Origin of the sequence: Agrobacterium sp. 22117 (genome assembly GCF_052045735.1) — a bacterium.
Classification (GTDB): domain Bacteria; phylum Pseudomonadota; class Alphaproteobacteria; order Rhizobiales; family Rhizobiaceae; genus Agrobacterium; species Agrobacterium cavarae.
In genome coordinates this window covers 579,108-598,262 of the sequence record NZ_JBQEPP010000003.1, presented here as the reverse complement: position 1 = coordinate 598,262, position 19,155 = coordinate 579,108, and the positions used below count along the sequence as shown (strand labels likewise).

The window sequence follows — 19,155 nt, the reverse complement described above, 5'->3', positions numbered from 1 at the left end:
ATTTACCCCATCTGTGCCAGGCTGATGCCGTAGCCGGCGACGTCGCCCAAGGCTGAAAGCAGAGCTCCGCCCTTCTGCGATTTTGCTTTGTCACGAAGGCCCTGGGCTCGCATTCGATACAGCGAACGACGAAACTCAGTGTCTTGTTGGTCGATGGAGATCTCGTTAGCCGCGCGTGTCTTGGCGTTGGCGGCGTTTTCGGCTGCGACACCTTGCGTCAGATCGATGCCTGCAGCGGCATAGGCGACCTCGTTGTTTCCAAGTACCCTGGAGAGCTCGCGGGACATGCTGGTTTTCCGCTGCTCGCCGGCAAGCTGTTCCTGCTTTTCCTGCAACATGGTCTGATCCGCCATGTCGTTGCTCTCGCGCGCGGCGGCCGCGCCGGCGCCGATCGTGCCCAAAACCTTCAAGACGGTGGAAAATCCTTGCATCGCCGCAAGTGCGCCGGATCCCATTGCCGCGCCACCTGCGGCGGTTGCAGCACCGGCGGCGCCGGCGCCTGCCGCCCCGGCCGCTGAAAGGCCTAAACCTGCAAAAACTTTCCCGATCGCCGCAACGGCAAGTTCCATGGCTGCATCTCCATTATAGTGCAGCCTCGACGGTAATCGCTCGGACGTTCAGTCTACCGGGTCGCAGCTGAGAGATCGTGACGAACGGCGCGTCGGCGTATCCTCTCAGGCCTGAGATCTTGATGCTTGTGGTCACGCCCTGGTCAAGCTCCGGAACATCGGCCGCGACGCCCCATCGATGGAGATCGACCTCTCGCAGCGGGCCGCCATTCGTCGAAATCGCTAGGCTCGTCGTGTCGAGCACGGACACATGAACGGTGTGGATCCGGGCTTTCCGCTTCAGAACCGTGTTCGGTCCGATCTCGCGGGGAGGCGGCAAGGTGGACACCACCGGCGGGCGCCACGTGCCGACGGTCACGCGGCTGACTTTCACCGGAAGCGAGATCTGGCCGGCTATGACAGTGAATGGACCGAATACATTGCGATCGCCGATCGCCCATATCTGCCGCCCGTTGAACCGGGACAGTCCGGGAATGGTCGCCTGGGGAACGCCGAAGGTGACGTCGCTCGCCTCATCCAGGAGAAGGCCGTTCTCCATCCGCTCGAGCGTTCTTTTGCCGGCGTGATCAAGGATGAATGACAGTTCGTTCCGGCCATTGCGGGCGACGGCCTTGAACAGACCATCTGACGACATGCGTGCAAAGGCAGTCACTTCCTGTTCTCGCAGGAGAGTAACAAGACGGGCCTGGCCGTCTTTGCGTACCACGCAACCCACGTTACCATCCATCGAAGCGGTTGCGCGACGAACCGCCATGTCGCGCACGTCCTCGAGGAGATGAGGAGCAAGCAACGATATGTTGGTCGCCAGATAGTTTCCGTCCTGGTCGGTGTAGCGGAGTTCGCCCAGAGTGGAGCCGTTGGCATGGCACCAAAGCGAAGCACCCTCATTTTCAGCGACGGGCACGCCACGCCGAATGCCATTGCGTGAAGACTGGACGTGGTTTGGCGCCTCTGTCTTTGAGATTGCGCGCTCCGCGATCCAGTATTCGGCCTGCGTAGTGAAAAGCAGAAGGTTGAGAGACGGAACGATCGCCTCCACCTTTTCACCGCCAGCGATGTCCATGGGTACCAGAAACGGGCCGTTCGCCTCAGTGAAGCGCTCATCATAGTTGAAATAGTCCGCCTGGCGCGATGGCATCCAGGCGTTAGGCAGCGAACGGAAGCCGCCAATGATCAGGCGTTGATTGTAGAAACACCCGCATTGAGGCCAGCCGCGAGTTTCCGAAATCACGGCTTCGCCTGGTGATACACCTGGCGTCTGCTTGACCGACAGGATCGCGGCGTCCGCCTTGTTGACGATACGGCCGGAGACTGCCCACCCATCACCTTCATTGCCAGCGCCGGAGAATTTTAGCTGGATCTTGTTGGCTGCGGGGTTTGTGACGGTGTAACCCGGCCTGACATTTGGCAGGTTGTCGAGTGCGGCCGTGATGTTCGCAATAAGCGCGCTCGGGGTGCTACTATACGCGATAGACTGCGTTTCTTGGCCGGAAACATTGAGGACAAAGATCGTCGTGCCACTCTCGAGGCCGACGAACTCGAGCCGCCACTCCGCCGGCACGCCGTTGGTATAGTTGGCGCCGTAGTCATAGTTTGGGAGCTTTTCATAGGGCAGGTCATCGACCACCCATCCGGAGGGCATCAGGCGAACACGCTTGGTCTTTAAATTCTCGTGGAAGAGAACCAGAGTGTCGAGGCGCTGCGCGAACGTCAGTTCCGGCACGAAGCTCGCCAGGCCCGCGACGGTCATCGTGGCCGTCATCGATGTGGCATTCCACACCTGGCAAGTATCGCTCGCAAAGACCAGGTCGAAGTAGGATCCGTTCGACGCGTCAAATGGCAGAATGCGAGCGGCATCCGCCGGCAGATCGCCGATCAGACGCAACCCGTCTCTGAGCCGAAAGCCGCCCTGGGGAGCAATGACGATGTTCTCCGCGCGCTTCAGGCCAGTGGCAAAGTATTTGAGCGTCGTACGCTCCTCGAGGATCTCCGCGAGCTCGCCGGCAGTGAAGGCCGATTGCATACGTCCAGGGCTCGAAACCATTTAGGATCTCCATGCCATATCGAGGGGATTGCGTTGCATCTGGATCTGACGCGGCGGGTTCGAAAAGCCGTCTTCTGAAAGCGCCGCTCTCATCTGTCCGCCACGAAATTGCTCGCTTGGCGTTCCGTAAGCCTCGGCCATGAAGTCCGAATAGGCGTTGCGGTTAGACGCGATCGCATAGGCCAGCTTGGCGCCGATCGCCGTGATCGTCGCCGTTTTGAATGTGCCTGTCCACAAATGCGGATCCGGACGAAATTTCACCATGGCGAAGAGAGGATCGGCGTCAGCGTGCACTTTGCCGTTCGTCAACAGAAACTCGGTAAAGCGCCGGCGTGGATCTTTCGCGTCGTCTGTGAGGTAAACGGGCAGGCCGATATAGGGCTGTGGTGTCTCGAAGACATTGGCGAAACCGCTAAGCGGTACGGCGTCAGTCAGCCGCGACAGCTGACGCATTTCGCGGGCGAAGGCAAAGCCGGACGGCTGAAGACCCAAATTGAAATCGACAGTCTCATCGTAGATCAGCGACGCGCTTTGTCCGCCGCCCAGATCCTCGGTAAAACTTTGAACGGGCTCTTCACCGATGCGAGCGCACGCGGTGTTGACGATATCGAGGGGCGTCAGCAATGCCATGAAACGAGCTCCTGAAAATGCCAAACCCTCGCCGGGGCGTGAACCGGCGAGGGCAGGGCTACATCAAAACATCAAGCGACGTTCTGGGCGGCGATGGTGATAGCGGTCCCGGAATTTGCCGTGACGATGTAATTGCGGCGTACTGGCGCCGTCGCCAGGGCGAGCGTCATGTCGATGTGGTCACCGACCTTCAGGCGCTGCACCAGTGCGTTAAAGTAACCGGCCGTCTCGACTGCAGCGCGGTCGTCATTGGTGACATACTTGTGAACGCCAAGGTTGGCGCCGGCCGCGCCGGAAGGATTGGTCATGTGGTCCACGGTGCGGAAGCCTTTGACTTCGAAAGCCATTGCATTTCTCCAGAAGCTGGTGAGAGAGGGTGCGCGCCGGCGCGAACGCCGGCGGCATTGTTAGACGATGGAGATCGCGGAGTTGGTGGAAGTCCTGAAGCGCTTGATCCCCTTGCCTTCCTGCAGGGGCGTTGCGCAGCCCTTGGCCTGCATGTTGATGGTCCAAACGTCTTCGCGGTTGTCCCACTGGGTAATCACACGCAGATCCGTGTTGTTGCCCCAGCCCAATGCAGTCTTGTGCCAGATGAAAAGATCCTGCTTGTTGGCGGCCGGAACGGGGTAGAGATCCAGCGGGTCTTCTTCGACGAACAGGAACCAGTTAACGCCGTTCCAAAACCGGCTGTCCGTTGCCTTCACAAACGGAATGTCGGTGCCCACGTGGTCACTGCTGTTCACGACCTTGTTCGCGATAAGCTGGTTCCACTGCTTCGACGGCAGGCCGCAATACACGTTGCCATCCCAGGGAACTTTGTCATCCTGCAGTGCTGCGCAAAGCTGCATTGCATTTGCTGCGTTGAATGCGCCGGCGGAGAAATCAAGATCAGTTGGTACGGTCGGCACTGCGGCCTGCATCTTCTGATAGACTTCGATATCGGTCGCGCGACCAAGGGCGTTCGCGCCGCTTTCGTAGACGACTTCTTTTTCGTCCACGGTCATGCGGTCCACGTCGTACTCTTCGACCTCGTCGAATGCGACCCACGTTTCGAGCGCTACGTCGAACCGCTTGCGATCGGCGTTGCCCGGCGTGTTGCGTTCTCGGCGGGTCTTCTTCTTTGCCTTGGACTTGCCGGCAAGCCAGAAGACTGCCTTTTCATTGTTCTCGATACGAACGGCCTGGGTGATTGTCGGGCGAAGGCGATTGCCTTTTTGCTGATAGATCGCCATGGCCCGATTGGCGAACTGGGTCGTGTTCCATGCATTAGCGTTGATCGTCATGGACGAAGTTCCTCGATGATGTTGGGAGAACACCGGGGAAGGAGAGGCCACAAGGCCTGCGGGTCCGGTCAGTGCCGGAGAGGCCGCAGGCGTTGCAGGTCCGCCCTGTGCTGATCTTGACGATAAGCGGGGGCGTGTCTGGTCAACTTACTGGCCGCGCTGCAGCTTGTTGTAAGCGTCGTCGTAGCGTTTGCGGAGTTCCGGATCGAAGCGCGTGTTAGGATCCTTATGGTCCCTATTGCGCGGGTCGATACGAGGATCGGAATCGAGCTTCTTCAAGTCGTCCGCTGTCAGGGCGCCGTTGTCGCCGGCGTTTCCAGCGATGCGAATGCCATTTTCGGAGAGGCGGCCGGACAGGGCACGGAGCAGCACATTGCCTGCGGCCGTGTCCGTCATGCCGACCAGGAGCGCGTTGACATCGTTCTTCAGACTGTCCGGAACGTCCTTCAGCTGCGCAACGAGACCGTTTGCAAAGGCCTCGTTGGCGGAAAGCGTTTCGTGCGTGCCTTTAGTGTCGAGGCCTGTGGCCGTGGAGAAAGTTTTAAGTTCCCCCGCAGGGTCGAACGGCGCCGCAATGAGGCCTTGCTCGACAAGCGGGGAGTAGATGTCGGACACAAAACCGGCAAACTGCTCCTGGCTAAGGCCATGCTTATGGGCGGCTGTCTTTGCGGCGTCGAAATACTTGTCCTGCGACAGATCGCCGAAGTAGGGCTTCAAATTGTCGGCTGGTTCGAAACTATACATGTCCGGCTTTTCCGGCGCCGCCGGCATTTTTGACAGCTTCTCGCGCATGCCGTCAAAGCGGGGTTTGAGGTCGGAATAGCCGCCAAGCAACTTGCCGAGCGTTTCATCGGCATTGGCGCCGGCGAATTCGGGAGGCAGACCGTCGGGAGCTTTCCAGCCGCCGTTGTCGCCTCCGCTCTCAGTGCTGCCGCCGCCACCACCACCGCCGCCGCCTTCAGCATTATAAAGGCGCTGCCAGCGCCGCGCATAAATCTCATACATGTCACGCCTTCCTTATATGTCACGAGGCTTGGTTGCCTCGGAATTGCCCAAGCCGATCTGGCGGGCAATCTCGTGTGCCAGGGCGTTCTGTCCCTCGCGAAATGCACCGAAAACGGCCATGGACATTGGGTCCAGGCCAAGAGAGGTGAAGAACACTGTCCGCCTCAAAGTCGTATCGAAAAGCTGCTCAAGGGCCTTCTTGCCGTCTGAGCTCCTGGCGAAACGTGCCCATGCTCGCGCGATCGACTTTTGATCTTCGGCATCTTTTGCCTGCTGGATCGTGAGTGCCTTCTTTGCTTCAGGGTTCACCCCCTCGACAAAGTCCCAGCCGCCCGTAGAGGCGGCGTTGATGATGTCCTGCAGCGAATTGACGTTCACTATGTTGCTCCGGCTGTTGCAGCTGCAGCCTGAAGGGCGGCGGCCGCCTGCATTTGTTGCTCTTCCTTATCGTCCATCTGTTTTCTTTGATCTTTCGTGACGATGTATTCGGCCGGAACACCCAGTTGCCGCCCGATATCTGACAATGCGTCGTCGAGGTGCGCGACACGGCCGGCGCGGTCCTGCAGGATCATCAGCACCATCTGAAGCCACTGGACGATTTTCTCGATGCGCTGCGCCTCACGGGCAATCGACAGAGGCGACTTGATCCGGACTTTTGTGATCAGCTGGTCGATCGGGATTTCCACCTTGATCAGACCGCGATTGTAGGCGAGCTCGAGCACGCGTTTCACGGCCGGGATAGTGACCTCTTTGATCAGTCGGCCATAGGCGCCCAGGTGATCGGATGCCAAGCGCTTCACGCGCTCTAGGATCTCGGTTGCCGATTTCACGGCAGCGCCATCCGGAGGCAGCGACTGATCCATCATCGTCGCCTTCACGCTCATGCGCATGTCGTTGATCACGAGATTGCCGAGATCCAGGCGCGGATCCGGAAAGCGGTTTAGAGAAGGACCGCTAGGCCCGCCGTTTCGCGCCACCTTCCAGATTGCACCGGGTGAGAGAGTGGCGAGGTCCGGATTAAACACACCATCATCGACCGCCGTGTAAATACCAAGCATCGCGATCGCAGCGGCCTGCAGCTGCAGGCGGGCCGTGGTGTTGAGCGTCTTGATCGTCGGCATGGCGAGCATGACAGGACCGCGACCGTAGGTCTCGCCTGGAACGCGGAAATAGCGGGGAATGAGCCATGGGCAGGTGCGCGATTGGCTGGAAAACAGAATGGTATCCTGCTTGTTGCACCAGACCAGCATATGCCAACGCCGGGTTTTCCGCTCGTACACCGTATCGACGTGAACCTCGATCTCTGCCTCCGGCTTCTCGCGGTGGAGCTCAGAAAGGTCTTTGCCAAACTTGCCTTCCGGCCAAGTGTCGAAAAGCACACGCACCGTCATCTTACGGTCCCAGAAGATGGCGGCAATTTTGTTGTTCGGGCCTTGCTCGATCTTGACCTCGTCGATCGATACCGAAATCGGCTCCCAAAGAAGTTCCGGATCGTCCGTAGGGTTCATGAGGATCGCGCCGGTACCGGCGGAGAGATCCAGCGCCATCTCATGGAAAGCCATGTCCCAATCGCCGTCCTCGAAGAAGGCGCCGGCGACCTTGCTGACCGGGGCAAGTTCCTTGGCAAATTTTTCTCGTTCTGAGATATCCATTACGAGCGGACCGGGCTCGATCTCGAAATTGTCCTGACCGGCCGGCCAGAAATCCTGCTGAACCTTCCCCGCGAAACGAAAAGCCGCGTCGATCGCCGTGTGGTCGAACACCTGGTCAACACGCTTTTCGCCTTGGCCTGTGTTGCGCGACGACTTTCGGAAAGGAATTGCGTATTGATACGCCTCGTCCAGGAGCGGCTGAATTGCGTCGCGCTCCTTCTGCGCCTGGTTGCGGCGTGCCTTCAGCTTCGAGACTTCGAACATCAGGCGCTACCGAACTTGTCGTTTCCGGATCCTGATAGATAGGTTTCGTTCATGAAGGTCAGCATTCGGCTGCCGGTCTTGCGGCCGGTACGCCCTGCTGACGCCTGGTCAACTTCAGCCTGTTGACGCGCGAGATCCGCCAGCATCCGGCGCTGCTGCGCGGCCGCTTCCTGCTTCTGCAGTTCCTGCGCCTGTTTGCTGGCCTTGCTGCCCCCGCCTAACATACCGCCCATAAGTCAGATCCCCTTCGCTGAAAAGCTGGAAGCCGGATGCCACCGCAATGCGGCGCCCGGCCTCTGTGTGGCAGATCACCACGATTTCAGGGTAAGAGCGGGAAGCTAAGGTCAACCGTATGTCCCGGATCAGCCGAAGCATGAAGGGAGCGCCTTCAGGGCGAATATCGAACCAGGCCTCGGCACCCTCCTCGATCGGATAGAGACCGAAAACACCCAACAGTTTGTCGTCATCGCGCATGGCGAAGGTTTCGCCAGTGCGCCACATCTCGCGCGCAACTGCCCAGTGAATGCGGGTGGTGGCGCCACAGAGCTCCGCCACGTCGAAGAGTGTTGCGGGGCTGTCTAGCCGGTAGCTCATTGCAAGCCCGCCTTATGCGGATCAAAGCCCCCCCGACCCCACGGAGAGCGAGAAGATCCCGGCGCACGTGATCGGCTGGCGTCCCGCTCTTTGTCAGAAGCTGCACGGATGATGCCGGCGCGGCCTCTGAAACCTATGATGAGGTATTGCAGCCCGTCCTGGACGTCGGCATGTGGGTGAGTTTTTTCCGGTTGCTCTTCAAATTCGGTCGAAGCATGTTCCTTGCGGCGCTTGTAACGGTACTTTCCGTCGAAGCCCTCGAGGAGGAGAGGGCACTTTTCGGGGCATATCAGGAGCTCGCTTTGCGGTTCGTGATATCCGCGGAGTTCCGTTTTTACCGCATCCAGGCGCATGCCCAATTCGTTCGAACCATTGCCCGGAATGAGGATCGGCAGGCCCAGGATCATGGCGATCGTTTCCATCGATGTCAGCTGGCCGCCTTCCTTGTCGGCGCCATACTCGGCCGCCGGGTCACACCAGATCCGGATTTTGGTGGCGCCGGCGTAATCCTCCCGGATCTTTCGATCGAGGCCTTCGCCGAAGCGTGCGGCGCCGACGCCATGACCGAGATAGAGCTCGTCGATCGCGCAGATCCGGGAGCCTTTGACCTGGCCGAAAACTGCAGCCGGGTTAAGGGTGTTCATAGAAATATCGATACCTATGCCCAGGGTAAGCTTTGGCTCGAAGTAGATCCGCGATCGCGCGACGTGAATATCTCGGTTGAACTTTTCGAATACCGGCTTGCCGTGGCGCGAATATCCAAACTCGTTGTCCACCATGCGCTTGATGAAATGGTCTTCCTGGTTACGCACGATGCGATCGTAATAATCCGGATCCAGGTTGAAGCGGTTTTCCGCCTGCGCGGACCGGCCGGACGGCTGGCGAAATAGGTGGCGATCCTCAGTCGGTTCCTTGATGAACTTCTTATAGACCCAGTTATCGACCGTCGGCGCGTTTAGGTCGCCGATGACCTGGCGTTGACGCTGGCCCGAGTAGATCGTGCGGCCAAGCTCGCGACCAAGCTTCTCGAGCTCCGCCACCGTGAGCAAGATGTTAGCCGATGGATAACGGCCGACGCGCTGCTCGAGGTCGTCAAGGGCGCCGTCCGCGTGGGTGTCCGCCTCGTTCAACCAGGCGCCCGAATATTCGCGGCCCTTCATCAGCGTTTCGATGGAGTTTTCGCCAAGGCCGGCAAATTCGGTGACGATCTCGATCCTGATACCGTCGGTGCCCATGAACCGCAGCGTGTGGGTTACAGGCCTGTCATTGCCGCCGGCCCACTTAGAGCCGGGAAAGCCCTTCGGAAACCATTGCTTCCAGCTTTCAAGAACGGTTTTTTCCGCCGATCGGAAGGTGTCGCGAAGCACGACCCACCGACACATGCGTGTCGGTTTTTTGTCTTCCGGATGCCAGGCGACGGGCGCCAGGGTGGCCGCCATGATGCGTCTGAACGCGCATAGGGTGGTCTTGCCGCCACCAAGTGGGCCCATGACGAAGGTCGTCAGATAGGAGGAGTTGAGGAAGCCCTCACCGACAGGACCAGGCGGCGTGTAATTGAAGGGATCGAAATCGCCGACATAGTCGAGATCCGCGATCTTCTTGCGCATTTCGGCGTCAGAGAAGGTCCGGACGTCGTCACGCGTGATGATATCGGAAATATGCTGGCTCATTGGTTGGCTCCGACGGTTGCCCCAGCTGCCGGCGCGCGCATAGCGCATGCGCGCCGGCCCCTAAGCAAGTCGGCTGAAAGCTGCAAACCGGCAGGTTTGCAGGTTGAGGCCGTCCGCTTTCCAATCCATCCCCCGAGCCGAGATAGAAAATTACCCCCGACCCCCAGGAGGGCAGGGAGAGGCGCGGTGACGACGCCGACCCGGACCCCGACCCCAAGGCGGAGGAGATTAGACGCGGCGCAAGCGCTCCAAATCACCCCCTGAAACCGGCTTGAGGCCCATTGCGAAAAATGGGATCGGTGCGCGGGCGCTCCCCCCCAGGGGGTGGGGTGCCCCCCGCTTCGGGGGAAGGCCCCCCGGCCGGGCGCCGCTGCCAGCCATGCAGGGGGGGCATACCGGACGCGGCCTGGCGAGCGGCGCCCAGGCCGACCGTCCAAATGGTGCCGGTCCCCCGCGATATGCGGCCAAGGCAACTGATATCCTATCAGTGAATGAAACGCGTAACGCATTGATATCACTTCGCTTTCTTCGCTGTGGGACTTTCAGTCGTGGGACTTTCGCCCGCGCCACCCGCTAAGTCATTGATATTGTTAGGGGTGACATCGACCAGCGGACGGCCGACGGACAGGCCGCGTTGCGCCGCCACGCTCTGCGCCTGGGCGATCTGGTTGGTACCGGAGTTGATGACCAGGATCGGCAACCGCTCGTCCTCGACGACGACGCGCACCGGCGCCTTGCCGTGCAGGTATGGTGCCAGGTCGCGCGCACAGGCCAGCTGCTCTTTCACGATCTCGCCCAGGGAAGGCACTGCCAGGCCGTAGCCCTTGCCGATCGCCTTCTGCGTCCGCTCGTGCTCGATGAAGAAGGCCTGAATGCCCACAGCGTCGGCGCTCATGAACTCCGCCTGCATCTGCAGCGGATCCTTATAGCCCTGGGCCTCGTACCAGGCGGCGAAATCCTGCGTCTTGCGGTTCCGCGCGCCGGCCGGGCGGCCTCGACCACGCTTTGCGGCCTTCTCCGGGTCGTGAGCGGCCAGCGCGCCGGCGGCCTCGGCACGCCAATCCTGTCCCTCTGAACCATTATCATCGAATTTATTATTCGAGCTCATGAGCTTCCGCTGTCTTGCGAGTGCCTATTCTCTGTCTAATAAATTTATCCATATAAAACATATGGTTAGATATATATTTAGACAGTTAGACAGATAGACAGCGTTATGTCTCGTATGCATACGCTCACCAGCGCACATTGTGAGAGGTTTTGCTGTCTAACTGTCTAACTGTCTAATGATCCTGATTAACGTAATGAAATCAGATGGTTGTGTTTCGCTTAGCGTTAGACACTCATTAGACAGTTAGACAGTTTGCGGCGACACGACACACGCCTAGGGATACGCTACAGCAAGGCAAAAACCGTCAACCACGCCGTTTCGAGCATGCCGGAGGGTCGGGGTGCGGGTTTGGCCCTGAAAATGGACGCAAAATGGCGGGCCTCTGCCGCCAATGGTTGCAGGGGTCATTTACTTAACCACCTCGTATACTCGTAAAGGGAGATGAAGCTGCAGCGCGCCTGGCGGCCGGCGACGGTCACGCGATTGTCGAAGTGGCCCGGCTTTAGCTCGAGCTTTTGCCGCACCACACGCGGGTCGCCACGCTTGAACGCGAAGCTCCAGGATCCTTGCTGCCCGTTAGAGAAGGGCGTGCCGGCGAGCGCCTTGGCGAGCACGCGGCTCTGGTTGGGTATCGCCAGGCAGTAATGCTTAGGCTGATCCGGATCCTCTACGAGGCCGATATCGATCAGAGACAGCCGATCGCGCACTTCATTGATGCTCTCGCCGTTCTTGATCCGCTCGACTTCCTGGGCGACGGTGCGACGAGCTCCGCCGGAATAGTTTTCGATGACAGAGGTTTGGATGCTGATAAGCACCTGCTCCCAGGTCGGGGCACGTCCCTCGAGCTCCGGCACGAGATCCGCAGCAAGCCACTTGCCCCAGGGCGATAGATCCTCATGCGGTAGACCAAGCGCTTTCAAGCCTTCGTCGCCAAGCATTGTGTGTGCCACTGCCAGGAACGTGCCGAAGGTTTTCTGCCCTCGGCTGTCGTGGCCGTGCTCTCGCAATATGTTGGCGTAATCGTCCAGCTTGTACTGCAGATCGCCCCAACTGTCCGCCAGTCGGCGCAATAGCCGGGGGCCAACGGTGTCAGCATCAGGCAAGACCGGCGCTTTGTTGCTGCCTGGATCCAGCGGCATAAGCTGGATGATTGCGAGCCTGGTCATAGAAGCTGGGGGCAGGGGCGGCGGGTTAATGCCTGAAAAGAAGAACGTGGACTGCGCCTGGAACTCGACGCCTTTATGGTTCTGGCCGCCGCGAATACGCACGGATCCGGACGCCGCGTCGCGCGCCATCTTGATCACCTTCTGCGCCTGGTCGATCCCGTCGTCGCCCTCGAGCTCGTCGATCGCGATCGGCACGCTGTCATGGCCGACCAGCTGATAAAGACCCGCCTCGGTCGCGTTAGTCGTGGACACCATCATGCGGCCGAGAATGGTCTTCAGCACGCCGTTCTTTCCGTTGAGCTCTGATTTGCCCACGCCGGCGTCGCCGACAATCATCATTGACGGCCGCCATTCAAGGGCGCCGCCCAACATCGCGACGCCGATCGCGCCCAGGACGATGATCGGATCTACCTCTTTACGGTCCATGTTCCAGGTCCGCAGGATCTCGACGACCTTCACGGCCGGATTGTTCTCTTTCGTGACCGGCTCATGCCACGGCACCATTGAACGCGGCCGGCGGACATACAGATGGTCGTCATACTCGCCGGTTTCGAATGTCTCGCCGTTGATCCAAAGGCTCTCGCCGCAATGGAGGATCAAGCCGCCCTTGCTGTCACGCCAGGCGCCACGGCCGCGCACCATGTCGGCCGACGACCAGGCGCCGCGTTCTCTGCAGGCTGCGTAAAGCGCCCGGCGGACCATTTCACCTTTCCAGCCAGTCACGCGCCCTTTCGTGTCATAGGCAGGGAAAGCCCAGTCGAGCCATGCCTCATGTCCTGCAAAAAGCTTCTGCAGGCGTTCGACACCCATGGAGCTATCGCCGGTGTTGAAAACCTGCCCCATCGTGTCGACGAAATAGTAATGCTCCCCGTCATAGCCAAGCGGCCTGATCGGGCAGTTATAGGGCAGGTGCCCCGTGTCATCGAACAGACCATCTTCAATCCACTTGCCGGGCAAGACGCCATCAAGAGACTTGCCACGCTCCGGATAGGCCGCGTCCTTTGCCTTCAGCTGGTGCTTGACCTTGCTGATCGCCCCGCCGATCAATCCGCCCACTTTTCGTGTGCCGTCGTTTTTTTCGTCAGCCATCAAAAATATTTTCCCCAGTCACCGAAAAGCAGGTGAAAACCTGCCTCCCGGTTGACAAATGAGCGCCCAATTTCAGTTTGTTGATTTGCTCTTCCTGGAACTTTTGGGCTTCACGGGAGTTTTCGCGGCCTCGCTTTGTACCCCCACACCCTCGCCAGCTGCTCCGCCAGTTCCTTCAGCGCTTTTCTCGTCCGTGGATTGTTCGGCGCCGCCTGTCCCAGAGTGATCTCCGCCCACGGCGATATTCTCCGCACCGTTCCCGGTATCGGCTGGCGTGGCGCCCGCTGCGGCTTCTCCATCGCTCACACCTTCATCGCTTTTGCCACTTGCTTCGCCTTCTGGCTGTGATGGCGCCTGCTCCAGTTCTGAAGAACGTGCCGGCGCTGCTGCAGCGGCGTCTCGAATGTCCGCCTGGCCGTCGTCATCAGCCATGTCAGAAACATCGCCCTGTGCCGACGGATCCGGTTCAGCCTGGCCGCGCGTTTCCTGTCCCTGGTCTGCAGTGCTTTTTTCATCGGCATTCTTCTCCTGTTGCCCGACGGAAAGCGCCGGCGGCTTGTTGCTGGTGTCTGTGTCGTCGATCGGCGTGCCAGCCGAGACCGCGGCCTGGTCGGCTTCAGCGTCTTTCGCCTCGGCCTCCTCGAGCGCGCGCTTGTCGGCCGCCTGCTGATCCTCAAGCCATTGCGCCTGGAAGTCCTCCTGGTCGGCCAAGCTTCCGTGCGGTTCGAAAATGCTGTCGGCAAGCTTCAGGCCGGGCTGCTCGGGCGCCTCGGCAGGCTCGAGCTCCTGCATCTGCGCAGCCTGGATCTGCTGAAAGGCGAGCAGGGCGGTGGATGCGAAGAGGTTGAAAGCCAAGCGGCGGGACGATTTAACGTCCTCAAAATTGCTCGGCGGAAAAGGCAGGCTTTGTTCCGCAAGACCTTCAATGCACGCGAAACGCCACAGCCGTTCGCCGTTTGCCTCTGTGGTGCGCACATAGTCCGCCAGGCAATAAACATCGCTTTCGGTCTTTTCGAGCATGCCATCAAACCAGTTTTCGTCCTCGGGCGGGTTGCCCTCCAGGATGGCGAAAAGCTGGTTCGCCGATGTGTGGCCGATCGCGCCGGCGAAGTCGATCGGGTCGATCAACAGTAGATCTGTCATTTCCATCCGCTCCTTATTGCGTCGTTGACGTCTTTCCCCCACTCGGCCGGCATGGAGATCACCTCAACCGGCTTCCTGAAGCTCTTGAGCCTGGCGATCGCCAGGTCGAATTGTTCCTGGGCCTGGGGCTTGCCCCAGTCGTTGTCCTTGAACACCACCCACCCACTGACCGACGGATGGTCGGGCACGGTGCGCAGGCCTGGCAGACTGCCGGCGGCCCACACACGCAGTTCCGGATTGGTGAGCGCGACGGAAAGCCCGTCCTCGATGCCTTCGGTCAGCGCGCAAATGCCGATTACGCCATTGGCGGCGGCTTCCTCGGCGGAAAGCCCGCTCTCGCCATTGGTCAGGCGGATGACGAGCTCTGATGTCTCGGGAAACATCAGCTTGGCTTTATCGACGGACGCCTTGCCGGATCCGTCCGCCTGCAGGAACGTGTAATGGCAAGCGCCGATCCGGCCGGTCACATCGACGAGGGCGGCAATCATCGCCGGGATCCTCGGCCGCCCTTCCTCCATCCAATATTCGCAGTCCTGGCGGAACCGCAGGGAGCGCCCCAGTCCGGAGATCTGCGACAGAGGAATGCCGCGCGACGCAAGATAGGCCTCGCCGGCCGTGTTCTCGATCGGGCCACAGCTGAAGAAGAATTTACGAGCTCGAGCGATCGACTTTTCACGCCGATCGCGATCGCGAGCCTCTGCAGCTGCGCGCCTGGTCTTTGCCTCGGCCTCGATCTGCTTGCGCCGATCTGGGCTCATATCTTTCAGGCCATAGCGATCCTCGATCCATTCGACGGCCGCCATTCGGCTATCTGCGTTCACATCACCCGTCAGGGCATAGGCGACGAGGTCGATCGCGTCGCCGGCGTCGCCGGAAACAAAGTCACGCCAGGCGCCGCGCCGCGCGCCCTGCAGCCAAACCGCCATCTGGTCGGGCTTCGCCTTGGCGCGATACGGATTGATCACGTTCCAAAGGCTCTGACGCTTGTGCTTGCGACTAGCGCGCAACAGCTGCTCGACGATGTTTTCCAGATCGTCGAGCACCTTTTCCTTGGCGACGGAAAAGCGGCTCATAGCGCCGCCTTTTTCACGGTGACTATGAGGCTGCACTCGCGGGCCTGAATGTCGTACTGCTGAAGGACTGACAGGGCGATTTTATCGAGCTCGCCTTTCACCCGATCGGCAACGCGCTTGTTAGCGGCCTCGATTTCTTCCTGGGAAATCTCGCGCAATCTCCGCTGGAATTGCTCTTTCAGCATTCTTTCGAAGTCGATCGCCGTACCTGTTGTGCTCACTGGCATTTTACTCTCCCACGATAACGGCCTCGAGGGCGGACAGCGCGCGGTCGAACTCCGCCTGGTCGCGCCGGTCCTCGACCGATTTCAAAAGTTTGCTGACATTCTGCTTGGTGCAGCCGCACACGTCGGCCGCGATTGCCTGGTTGACGCCGCATGTCGTCACCAGAAGGTAGATCTCGACGGATCGCCGATCGGCGGGCTTGATCGCTGCATGAAACAGCGCAAACCGGATGGCCTTCAAAGCGATGCGGGCGGCCCTGTTCTCCTTCATGCCTCGCCACCAAACATTGATTTGGTTTCTCGGCGCCGGCGCTCGATCGTCCTGACGGCAAAACGCAACGCGGTGATCTGCGCGTCTGACGCGCGGCCGCACTTGCGCAATCGACGAAGGGTCGAAAGCGGGATGTCTGCCGCGAGCGCAAGCTCCTGGAAGGAAATGCGCAACGCGACGCGCCTCTCCTCGATACGGGAAAGCGCCGCGTCCTGATTGGGCCGGTATGGTGTCCGTTGCATTCACGGGATCTCATAATTTCATGTGGCACTCGGCCGCGCCGGAACAACGGACAAATCCGGCGAGGTAGTTCTTCGATTAGGTTTGCTGGTGGTCAGGCGCGGCCTCGGGCGGCGTCGCTTCCTCATCGACGGCCGAGGCCAGACTGTGGGCCACGTTGGACGCCACTTCGATGCCGTAATGGGTCGCGAGAAGGTCGATCATTGCCCCGATGACGACGGCGGCCGCTACAATCGGCTGTTCGCTTTCGAGCACGGCCTTGCGGATGGGGGCGGTGTTAAAACTCGTCATGCGGAGATCCTTTCCGTGCCGTCGGCGATCGGGTGGATCACCCCAACGCTGCGCAGGTAATCGAGAGTGAGCGCGGAAACGCCAGGCTCCACCTGCAGGCAAATGCTGTCCTGGTAGGGGTAGAAATAGGCCACCCGCACGCCGCGCCAGCCGTCGGCCGCCACCTCGGCATTGATCCTGTCGATCATGCCTTGGAGATTGACCGCGTTCTGTTCCTGGTTCATCGACCGGTAGCAGTTGTAGGCAATGGCGGTGTATTGGCTCATCGCTGCATCCTCGCCAGGTCGCGCGCCGCCTGGATAAGACGGCACACAGCATGTTCCGGAACGCGCAAAATGCGGTGAATGTCGTGTGTGTCGAACTTGCGGGACGCCCAGAGTTCGAGACAGGCCTCCGCCTGGTTGGCGTCCAGGTAGGCTCCTTTGGATACACGCCTGGTCATGCATGTACCCTCGCTCTGAAATGCAGGGTGCAGCGATCGGTACGGCGCCGGAGCCCGTGGCTGATGCTTACGGTAAGGAGCTTCTCCCCCGCCGGGTCGCCTAGGTAATCCACCACGCGACCGTCACGAATGAAAACCAAAGCATCAGCGGACAACCTCAAACGCAGGCCCGTCAGCTCTCGGCTATCTCTGCTTGGTTCAAAGAGCACACCGTCGAAAAGGTACGGTCGATTTTCATAGAATGCCTTCAACGCAGCGCTGTCATCGTCGTGATCGTTGGCGAATAGGACTGGACAAAAATGCGTCTTAGAAAAACGTCCCTCGCGAAACCGCACCTCATCTTGGAAGTGCAAGTTGTCCCTGGCGCCGGCCACAGTAGGAACTGCCCGAAATTTACTAAAAAGACGATCTATCAAAGCTTGCCTCCCGATCCAGACTCACGGCAAAATTGCGCTTGCGCGCTGACGATGGACGTCACATTCCGTCCAAGTTTTTTCGACGGGGAAATGAAATAGGAATGTCTGAAAACAAGCCGTTTTGGGTCGGCGTTGCCACGATATCGACGTTGTGCTTGGTTGCGCTCGCAGCCAGATTTCTGCCGGAAGCGTGGCCTGGAAAAGCTCTCTCTATGAGCTATTTGCTGCCGGATCTTCCAGCTTGCAAAGGTGACAACTGCAGTTGGCAGGGCTGGCTGTCGGCGCTCAACGGGTACTTTGCTCTTGTCGCTGCGCTGATTGGTCTCGCGATAACTTGGAGAGGCCTCAAACATCAAGCACGACAAACTGACTTTGTGCTCGGAAACGGAGAGCCAGAGTTCAGGGTGCTTTCTGCGGGACACGTTGCACACGGTACCCGGTACCAGATCGTAAACTGGAACAAAAAGCAGATCTACATAAAGAAATTCGAAGTAAAGATTGCCAGTTGGTGGGGTGTTGATCAAAAAATCTGCCCCATTCACTTGGTATATCGTTCTTCTGAAAAAGGTGCAAAAAACATGCCGCGCCAAGATCTTGAAGATGGAGAGTTGGATCTTGGCATAGGAATTGCCGGTTGGCTCGATCGCCAGCAGGCTCCAAGTGGGTGGATATTCACATTGAAGTTTGCCGGAATTGATGTCGAAGATAAATTTGACGAGGATAACTATATAATTCGAGTTTACTATCTCATTCATACCGATAAAGGTAGAATAGTGCGGCGGTGCATGACGACCCAAGGCAAGCTTAGGCATCTCCTTGAGAGACCTAGGAAAAAGAAATAGTAGTCGCTTGAGTATCTTTATAACAATATGGGTGGGTATTTGAAGGACCACAGCCAGTTTTACATTCCAGTTCTGTCTTTTCTGGTTCTGGCGAGCGTGGTGCTGCTTGCTGCGTTCATCGATGGTCCGAGTGACAGCCTTCAGAGTTACATTTGCGAGAAAAACCGGTGCACTTTGCAGGACTGGCTTTCGGCCACCGCCGGCTGGATTGGATTTGTGGCGGCTGCAGTAGCGGCTTATCTTGTTTTCGGTCAGTTGAGAGAGCAGAGGAAACAAACCGCTTTCATGCTTGGAGATGCGCCACCCACTCTCGAAGTGGTTTGTACCGCTATGGCCGGACGACGCGCGGAGTTCGAATTCCTGAACTGGAACAGACGCAGAGCGATCGTTGTTGACGTCGAACTCGAATGTGCTGCCATTTCCCTCGCACGCCCAAAGAACCTTATCGTTCGCTTCTCTGAGATCGATGGAGATGAAAAAATATTGTTCGATGACGAGCGTGGTCTTCAGTACGCCCTCTACTGCGGTGGATGGGTAAACCGGCAAGTAGGGCCGCACTACATACGGTTCGAAATCTGCTTTGAGGACGAGATCGAAGACTACGCGAGCCTGCTCATCGACGATATGGGATGGGAGCCAACTAGAGTTTGCATCACTTATGAGATCGACGGGATTAGATCCCGAACGTCGTGCTTTCCAATAGTCGGGCACCTGTTGCCAGGGCTCTAGTAAGATAATTTTGAGGTTTTTACTTTGCATCGACTTCTCCCTCATCGAGGTTGCGCAAAGCTGCTTCAGGGTGACGCTGTACAAGTGAGGCCAGAACTTTGCGTTCACGTTCGGTCAGGACGCGTTCGATCCGATCAAGCGCGGCCCGCATATCTCGCATGCGCGGGTTCGCTTCCGGTTGTTGCCATCGCCAAAATGTCGAAAGGCTGACTTCCGCTTCACCGCACAGATCACGGACCGGAAAGCCGATCGCCTCCGCCCGCCTAACAATTTCATTTATGGTATGGTTGTGTTCCATAAATGAGATCGCTATTCTGATTTGGGTACTAGGGTCAAGATCATTAATAGTTTGTGCGGGCGTTTTTCCGATGTTGCATTCTGCCAACGTTATTCCGTTAACAAGAGCGTTG

The 19,155-nt window shown here is 58.9% G+C and carries 22 protein-coding genes; all 22 read right to left on the bottom strand.

Annotated features, from left to right (window positions below; all coding sequences use genetic code 11):
- Positions 1 to 2 precede the first annotated feature (2 nt).
- The 22 genes from ACTJKV_RS11390 to ACTJKV_RS11285 all read right to left on the bottom strand — a co-directional run bounded on the left by ACTJKV_RS11390 (position 3) and on the right by ACTJKV_RS11285 (position 19,130).
- Positions 3 to 569: a hypothetical protein gene (locus ACTJKV_RS11390; RefSeq protein WP_440598686.1), complete on the bottom strand. Its 567-nt coding sequence runs from the start codon at positions 567 to 569 to the stop codon at positions 3 to 5.
- A 13-nt stretch (positions 570 to 582) separates the two neighbouring features.
- Positions 583 to 2,613, bottom strand: a complete 2,031-nt coding sequence (locus ACTJKV_RS11385) for a hypothetical protein (RefSeq protein WP_440598685.1) — start codon at positions 2,611 to 2,613, stop codon at positions 583 to 585.
- Entirely contained in the window at positions 2,614 to 3,243 is a 630-nt protein-coding gene (locus ACTJKV_RS11380; protein ID WP_440598684.1) for a hypothetical protein, read from the bottom strand.
- Between the two features lie 71 nt (positions 3,244 to 3,314).
- On the bottom strand, positions 3,315 to 3,590 hold the full coding sequence (locus tag ACTJKV_RS11375; protein WP_440598683.1) for a hypothetical protein: 276 nt from the start codon (positions 3,588 to 3,590) through the stop codon (positions 3,315 to 3,317).
- A gap of 60 nt (positions 3,591 to 3,650) precedes the next feature.
- Positions 3,651 to 4,526 carry a phage capsid protein gene (locus ACTJKV_RS11370; protein ID WP_440598682.1) on the bottom strand — a complete coding sequence of 292 codons (876 nt, stop codon included), beginning with the start codon at positions 4,524 to 4,526 and terminating at the stop codon, positions 3,651 to 3,653.
- Between the two features lie 147 nt (positions 4,527 to 4,673).
- Positions 4,674 to 5,531 carry a hypothetical protein gene (locus tag ACTJKV_RS11365; protein WP_440598681.1) on the bottom strand — a complete coding sequence of 286 codons (858 nt, stop codon included), beginning with the start codon at positions 5,529 to 5,531 and terminating at the stop codon, positions 4,674 to 4,676.
- 12 nt (positions 5,532 to 5,543) lie between these two features.
- Complete coding sequence (locus ACTJKV_RS11360) at positions 5,544 to 5,909, bottom strand: hypothetical protein (protein ID WP_440598680.1); 366 nt, start codon at positions 5,907 to 5,909, stop codon at positions 5,544 to 5,546.
- Positions 5,909 to 7,447, bottom strand: coding sequence for a portal protein (locus ACTJKV_RS11355; protein ID WP_440598679.1), 1,539 nt, complete (start codon positions 7,445 to 7,447; stop codon positions 5,909 to 5,911). Before ACTJKV_RS11355 ends, ACTJKV_RS11360 begins: the two co-directional genes overlap by 1 nt.
- Before the next feature lie 114 nt (positions 7,448 to 7,561).
- Positions 7,562 to 8,041, bottom strand: coding sequence for a hypothetical protein (locus ACTJKV_RS11350; RefSeq protein ID WP_440598678.1), 480 nt, complete (start codon positions 8,039 to 8,041; stop codon positions 7,562 to 7,564).
- Entirely contained in the window at positions 8,038 to 9,480 is a 1,443-nt protein-coding gene (locus ACTJKV_RS11345) for a hypothetical protein (RefSeq protein WP_440598677.1), read from the bottom strand. Before ACTJKV_RS11345 ends, ACTJKV_RS11350 begins: the two co-directional genes overlap by 4 nt.
- A 745-nt stretch (positions 9,481 to 10,225) precedes the next feature.
- The gene (locus ACTJKV_RS11340; protein WP_440598676.1) at positions 10,226 to 10,819 is read right to left on the bottom strand and encodes a hypothetical protein; all 594 of its coding nucleotides are present in this window, start codon (positions 10,817 to 10,819) and stop codon (positions 10,226 to 10,228) included.
- 404 nt (positions 10,820 to 11,223) lie between these two features.
- Positions 11,224 to 13,074 carry a hypothetical protein gene (locus tag ACTJKV_RS11335; RefSeq protein ID WP_440598675.1) on the bottom strand — a complete coding sequence of 617 codons (1,851 nt, stop codon included), beginning with the start codon at positions 13,072 to 13,074 and terminating at the stop codon, positions 11,224 to 11,226.
- Positions 13,075 to 13,146: 72 nt separating this feature from the next.
- Positions 13,147 to 14,217, bottom strand: coding sequence for a hypothetical protein (locus ACTJKV_RS11330; protein WP_440598674.1), 1,071 nt, complete (start codon positions 14,215 to 14,217; stop codon positions 13,147 to 13,149).
- Positions 14,214 to 15,290 (bottom strand): DUF7146 domain-containing protein, encoded by a 1,077-nt coding sequence (locus ACTJKV_RS11325; RefSeq protein WP_440598673.1) that lies wholly within the window; start codon positions 15,288 to 15,290, stop codon positions 14,214 to 14,216. The genes ACTJKV_RS11330 and ACTJKV_RS11325 overlap by 4 nt, the downstream gene beginning before the upstream one ends.
- Positions 15,287 to 15,517 carry a hypothetical protein gene (locus ACTJKV_RS11320; protein ID WP_440598672.1) on the bottom strand — a complete coding sequence of 77 codons (231 nt, stop codon included), beginning with the start codon at positions 15,515 to 15,517 and terminating at the stop codon, positions 15,287 to 15,289. Before ACTJKV_RS11320 ends, ACTJKV_RS11325 begins: the two co-directional genes overlap by 4 nt.
- 1 nt (position 15,518) lies before the next feature.
- Entirely contained in the window at positions 15,519 to 15,785 is a 267-nt protein-coding gene (locus ACTJKV_RS11315) for a hypothetical protein (RefSeq protein WP_440598671.1), read from the bottom strand.
- Entirely contained in the window at positions 15,782 to 16,027 is a 246-nt protein-coding gene (locus ACTJKV_RS11310; protein ID WP_440598670.1) for a hypothetical protein, read from the bottom strand. The genes ACTJKV_RS11315 and ACTJKV_RS11310 overlap by 4 nt, the downstream gene beginning before the upstream one ends.
- 76 nt (positions 16,028 to 16,103) lie before the next feature.
- Complete coding sequence (locus ACTJKV_RS11305) at positions 16,104 to 16,316, bottom strand: hypothetical protein (RefSeq protein WP_440598669.1); 213 nt, start codon at positions 16,314 to 16,316, stop codon at positions 16,104 to 16,106.
- Positions 16,313 to 16,582 carry a hypothetical protein gene (locus ACTJKV_RS11300; protein ID WP_440598668.1) on the bottom strand — a complete coding sequence of 90 codons (270 nt, stop codon included), beginning with the start codon at positions 16,580 to 16,582 and terminating at the stop codon, positions 16,313 to 16,315. The genes ACTJKV_RS11305 and ACTJKV_RS11300 overlap by 4 nt, the downstream gene beginning before the upstream one ends.
- Positions 16,579 to 16,758, bottom strand: coding sequence for a hypothetical protein (locus tag ACTJKV_RS11295; protein WP_440598667.1), 180 nt, complete (start codon positions 16,756 to 16,758; stop codon positions 16,579 to 16,581). The genes ACTJKV_RS11300 and ACTJKV_RS11295 overlap by 4 nt, the downstream gene beginning before the upstream one ends.
- Positions 16,759 to 17,170: 412 nt before the next feature.
- Entirely contained in the window at positions 17,171 to 18,775 is a 1,605-nt protein-coding gene (locus ACTJKV_RS11290; RefSeq protein ID WP_440598666.1) for a hypothetical protein, read from the bottom strand.
- Positions 18,765 to 19,130, bottom strand: a complete 366-nt coding sequence (locus ACTJKV_RS11285; RefSeq protein ID WP_440598665.1) for a hypothetical protein — start codon at positions 19,128 to 19,130, stop codon at positions 18,765 to 18,767. The genes ACTJKV_RS11290 and ACTJKV_RS11285 overlap by 11 nt, the downstream gene beginning before the upstream one ends.
- Positions 19,131 to 19,155: the final 25 nt, after the last annotated feature.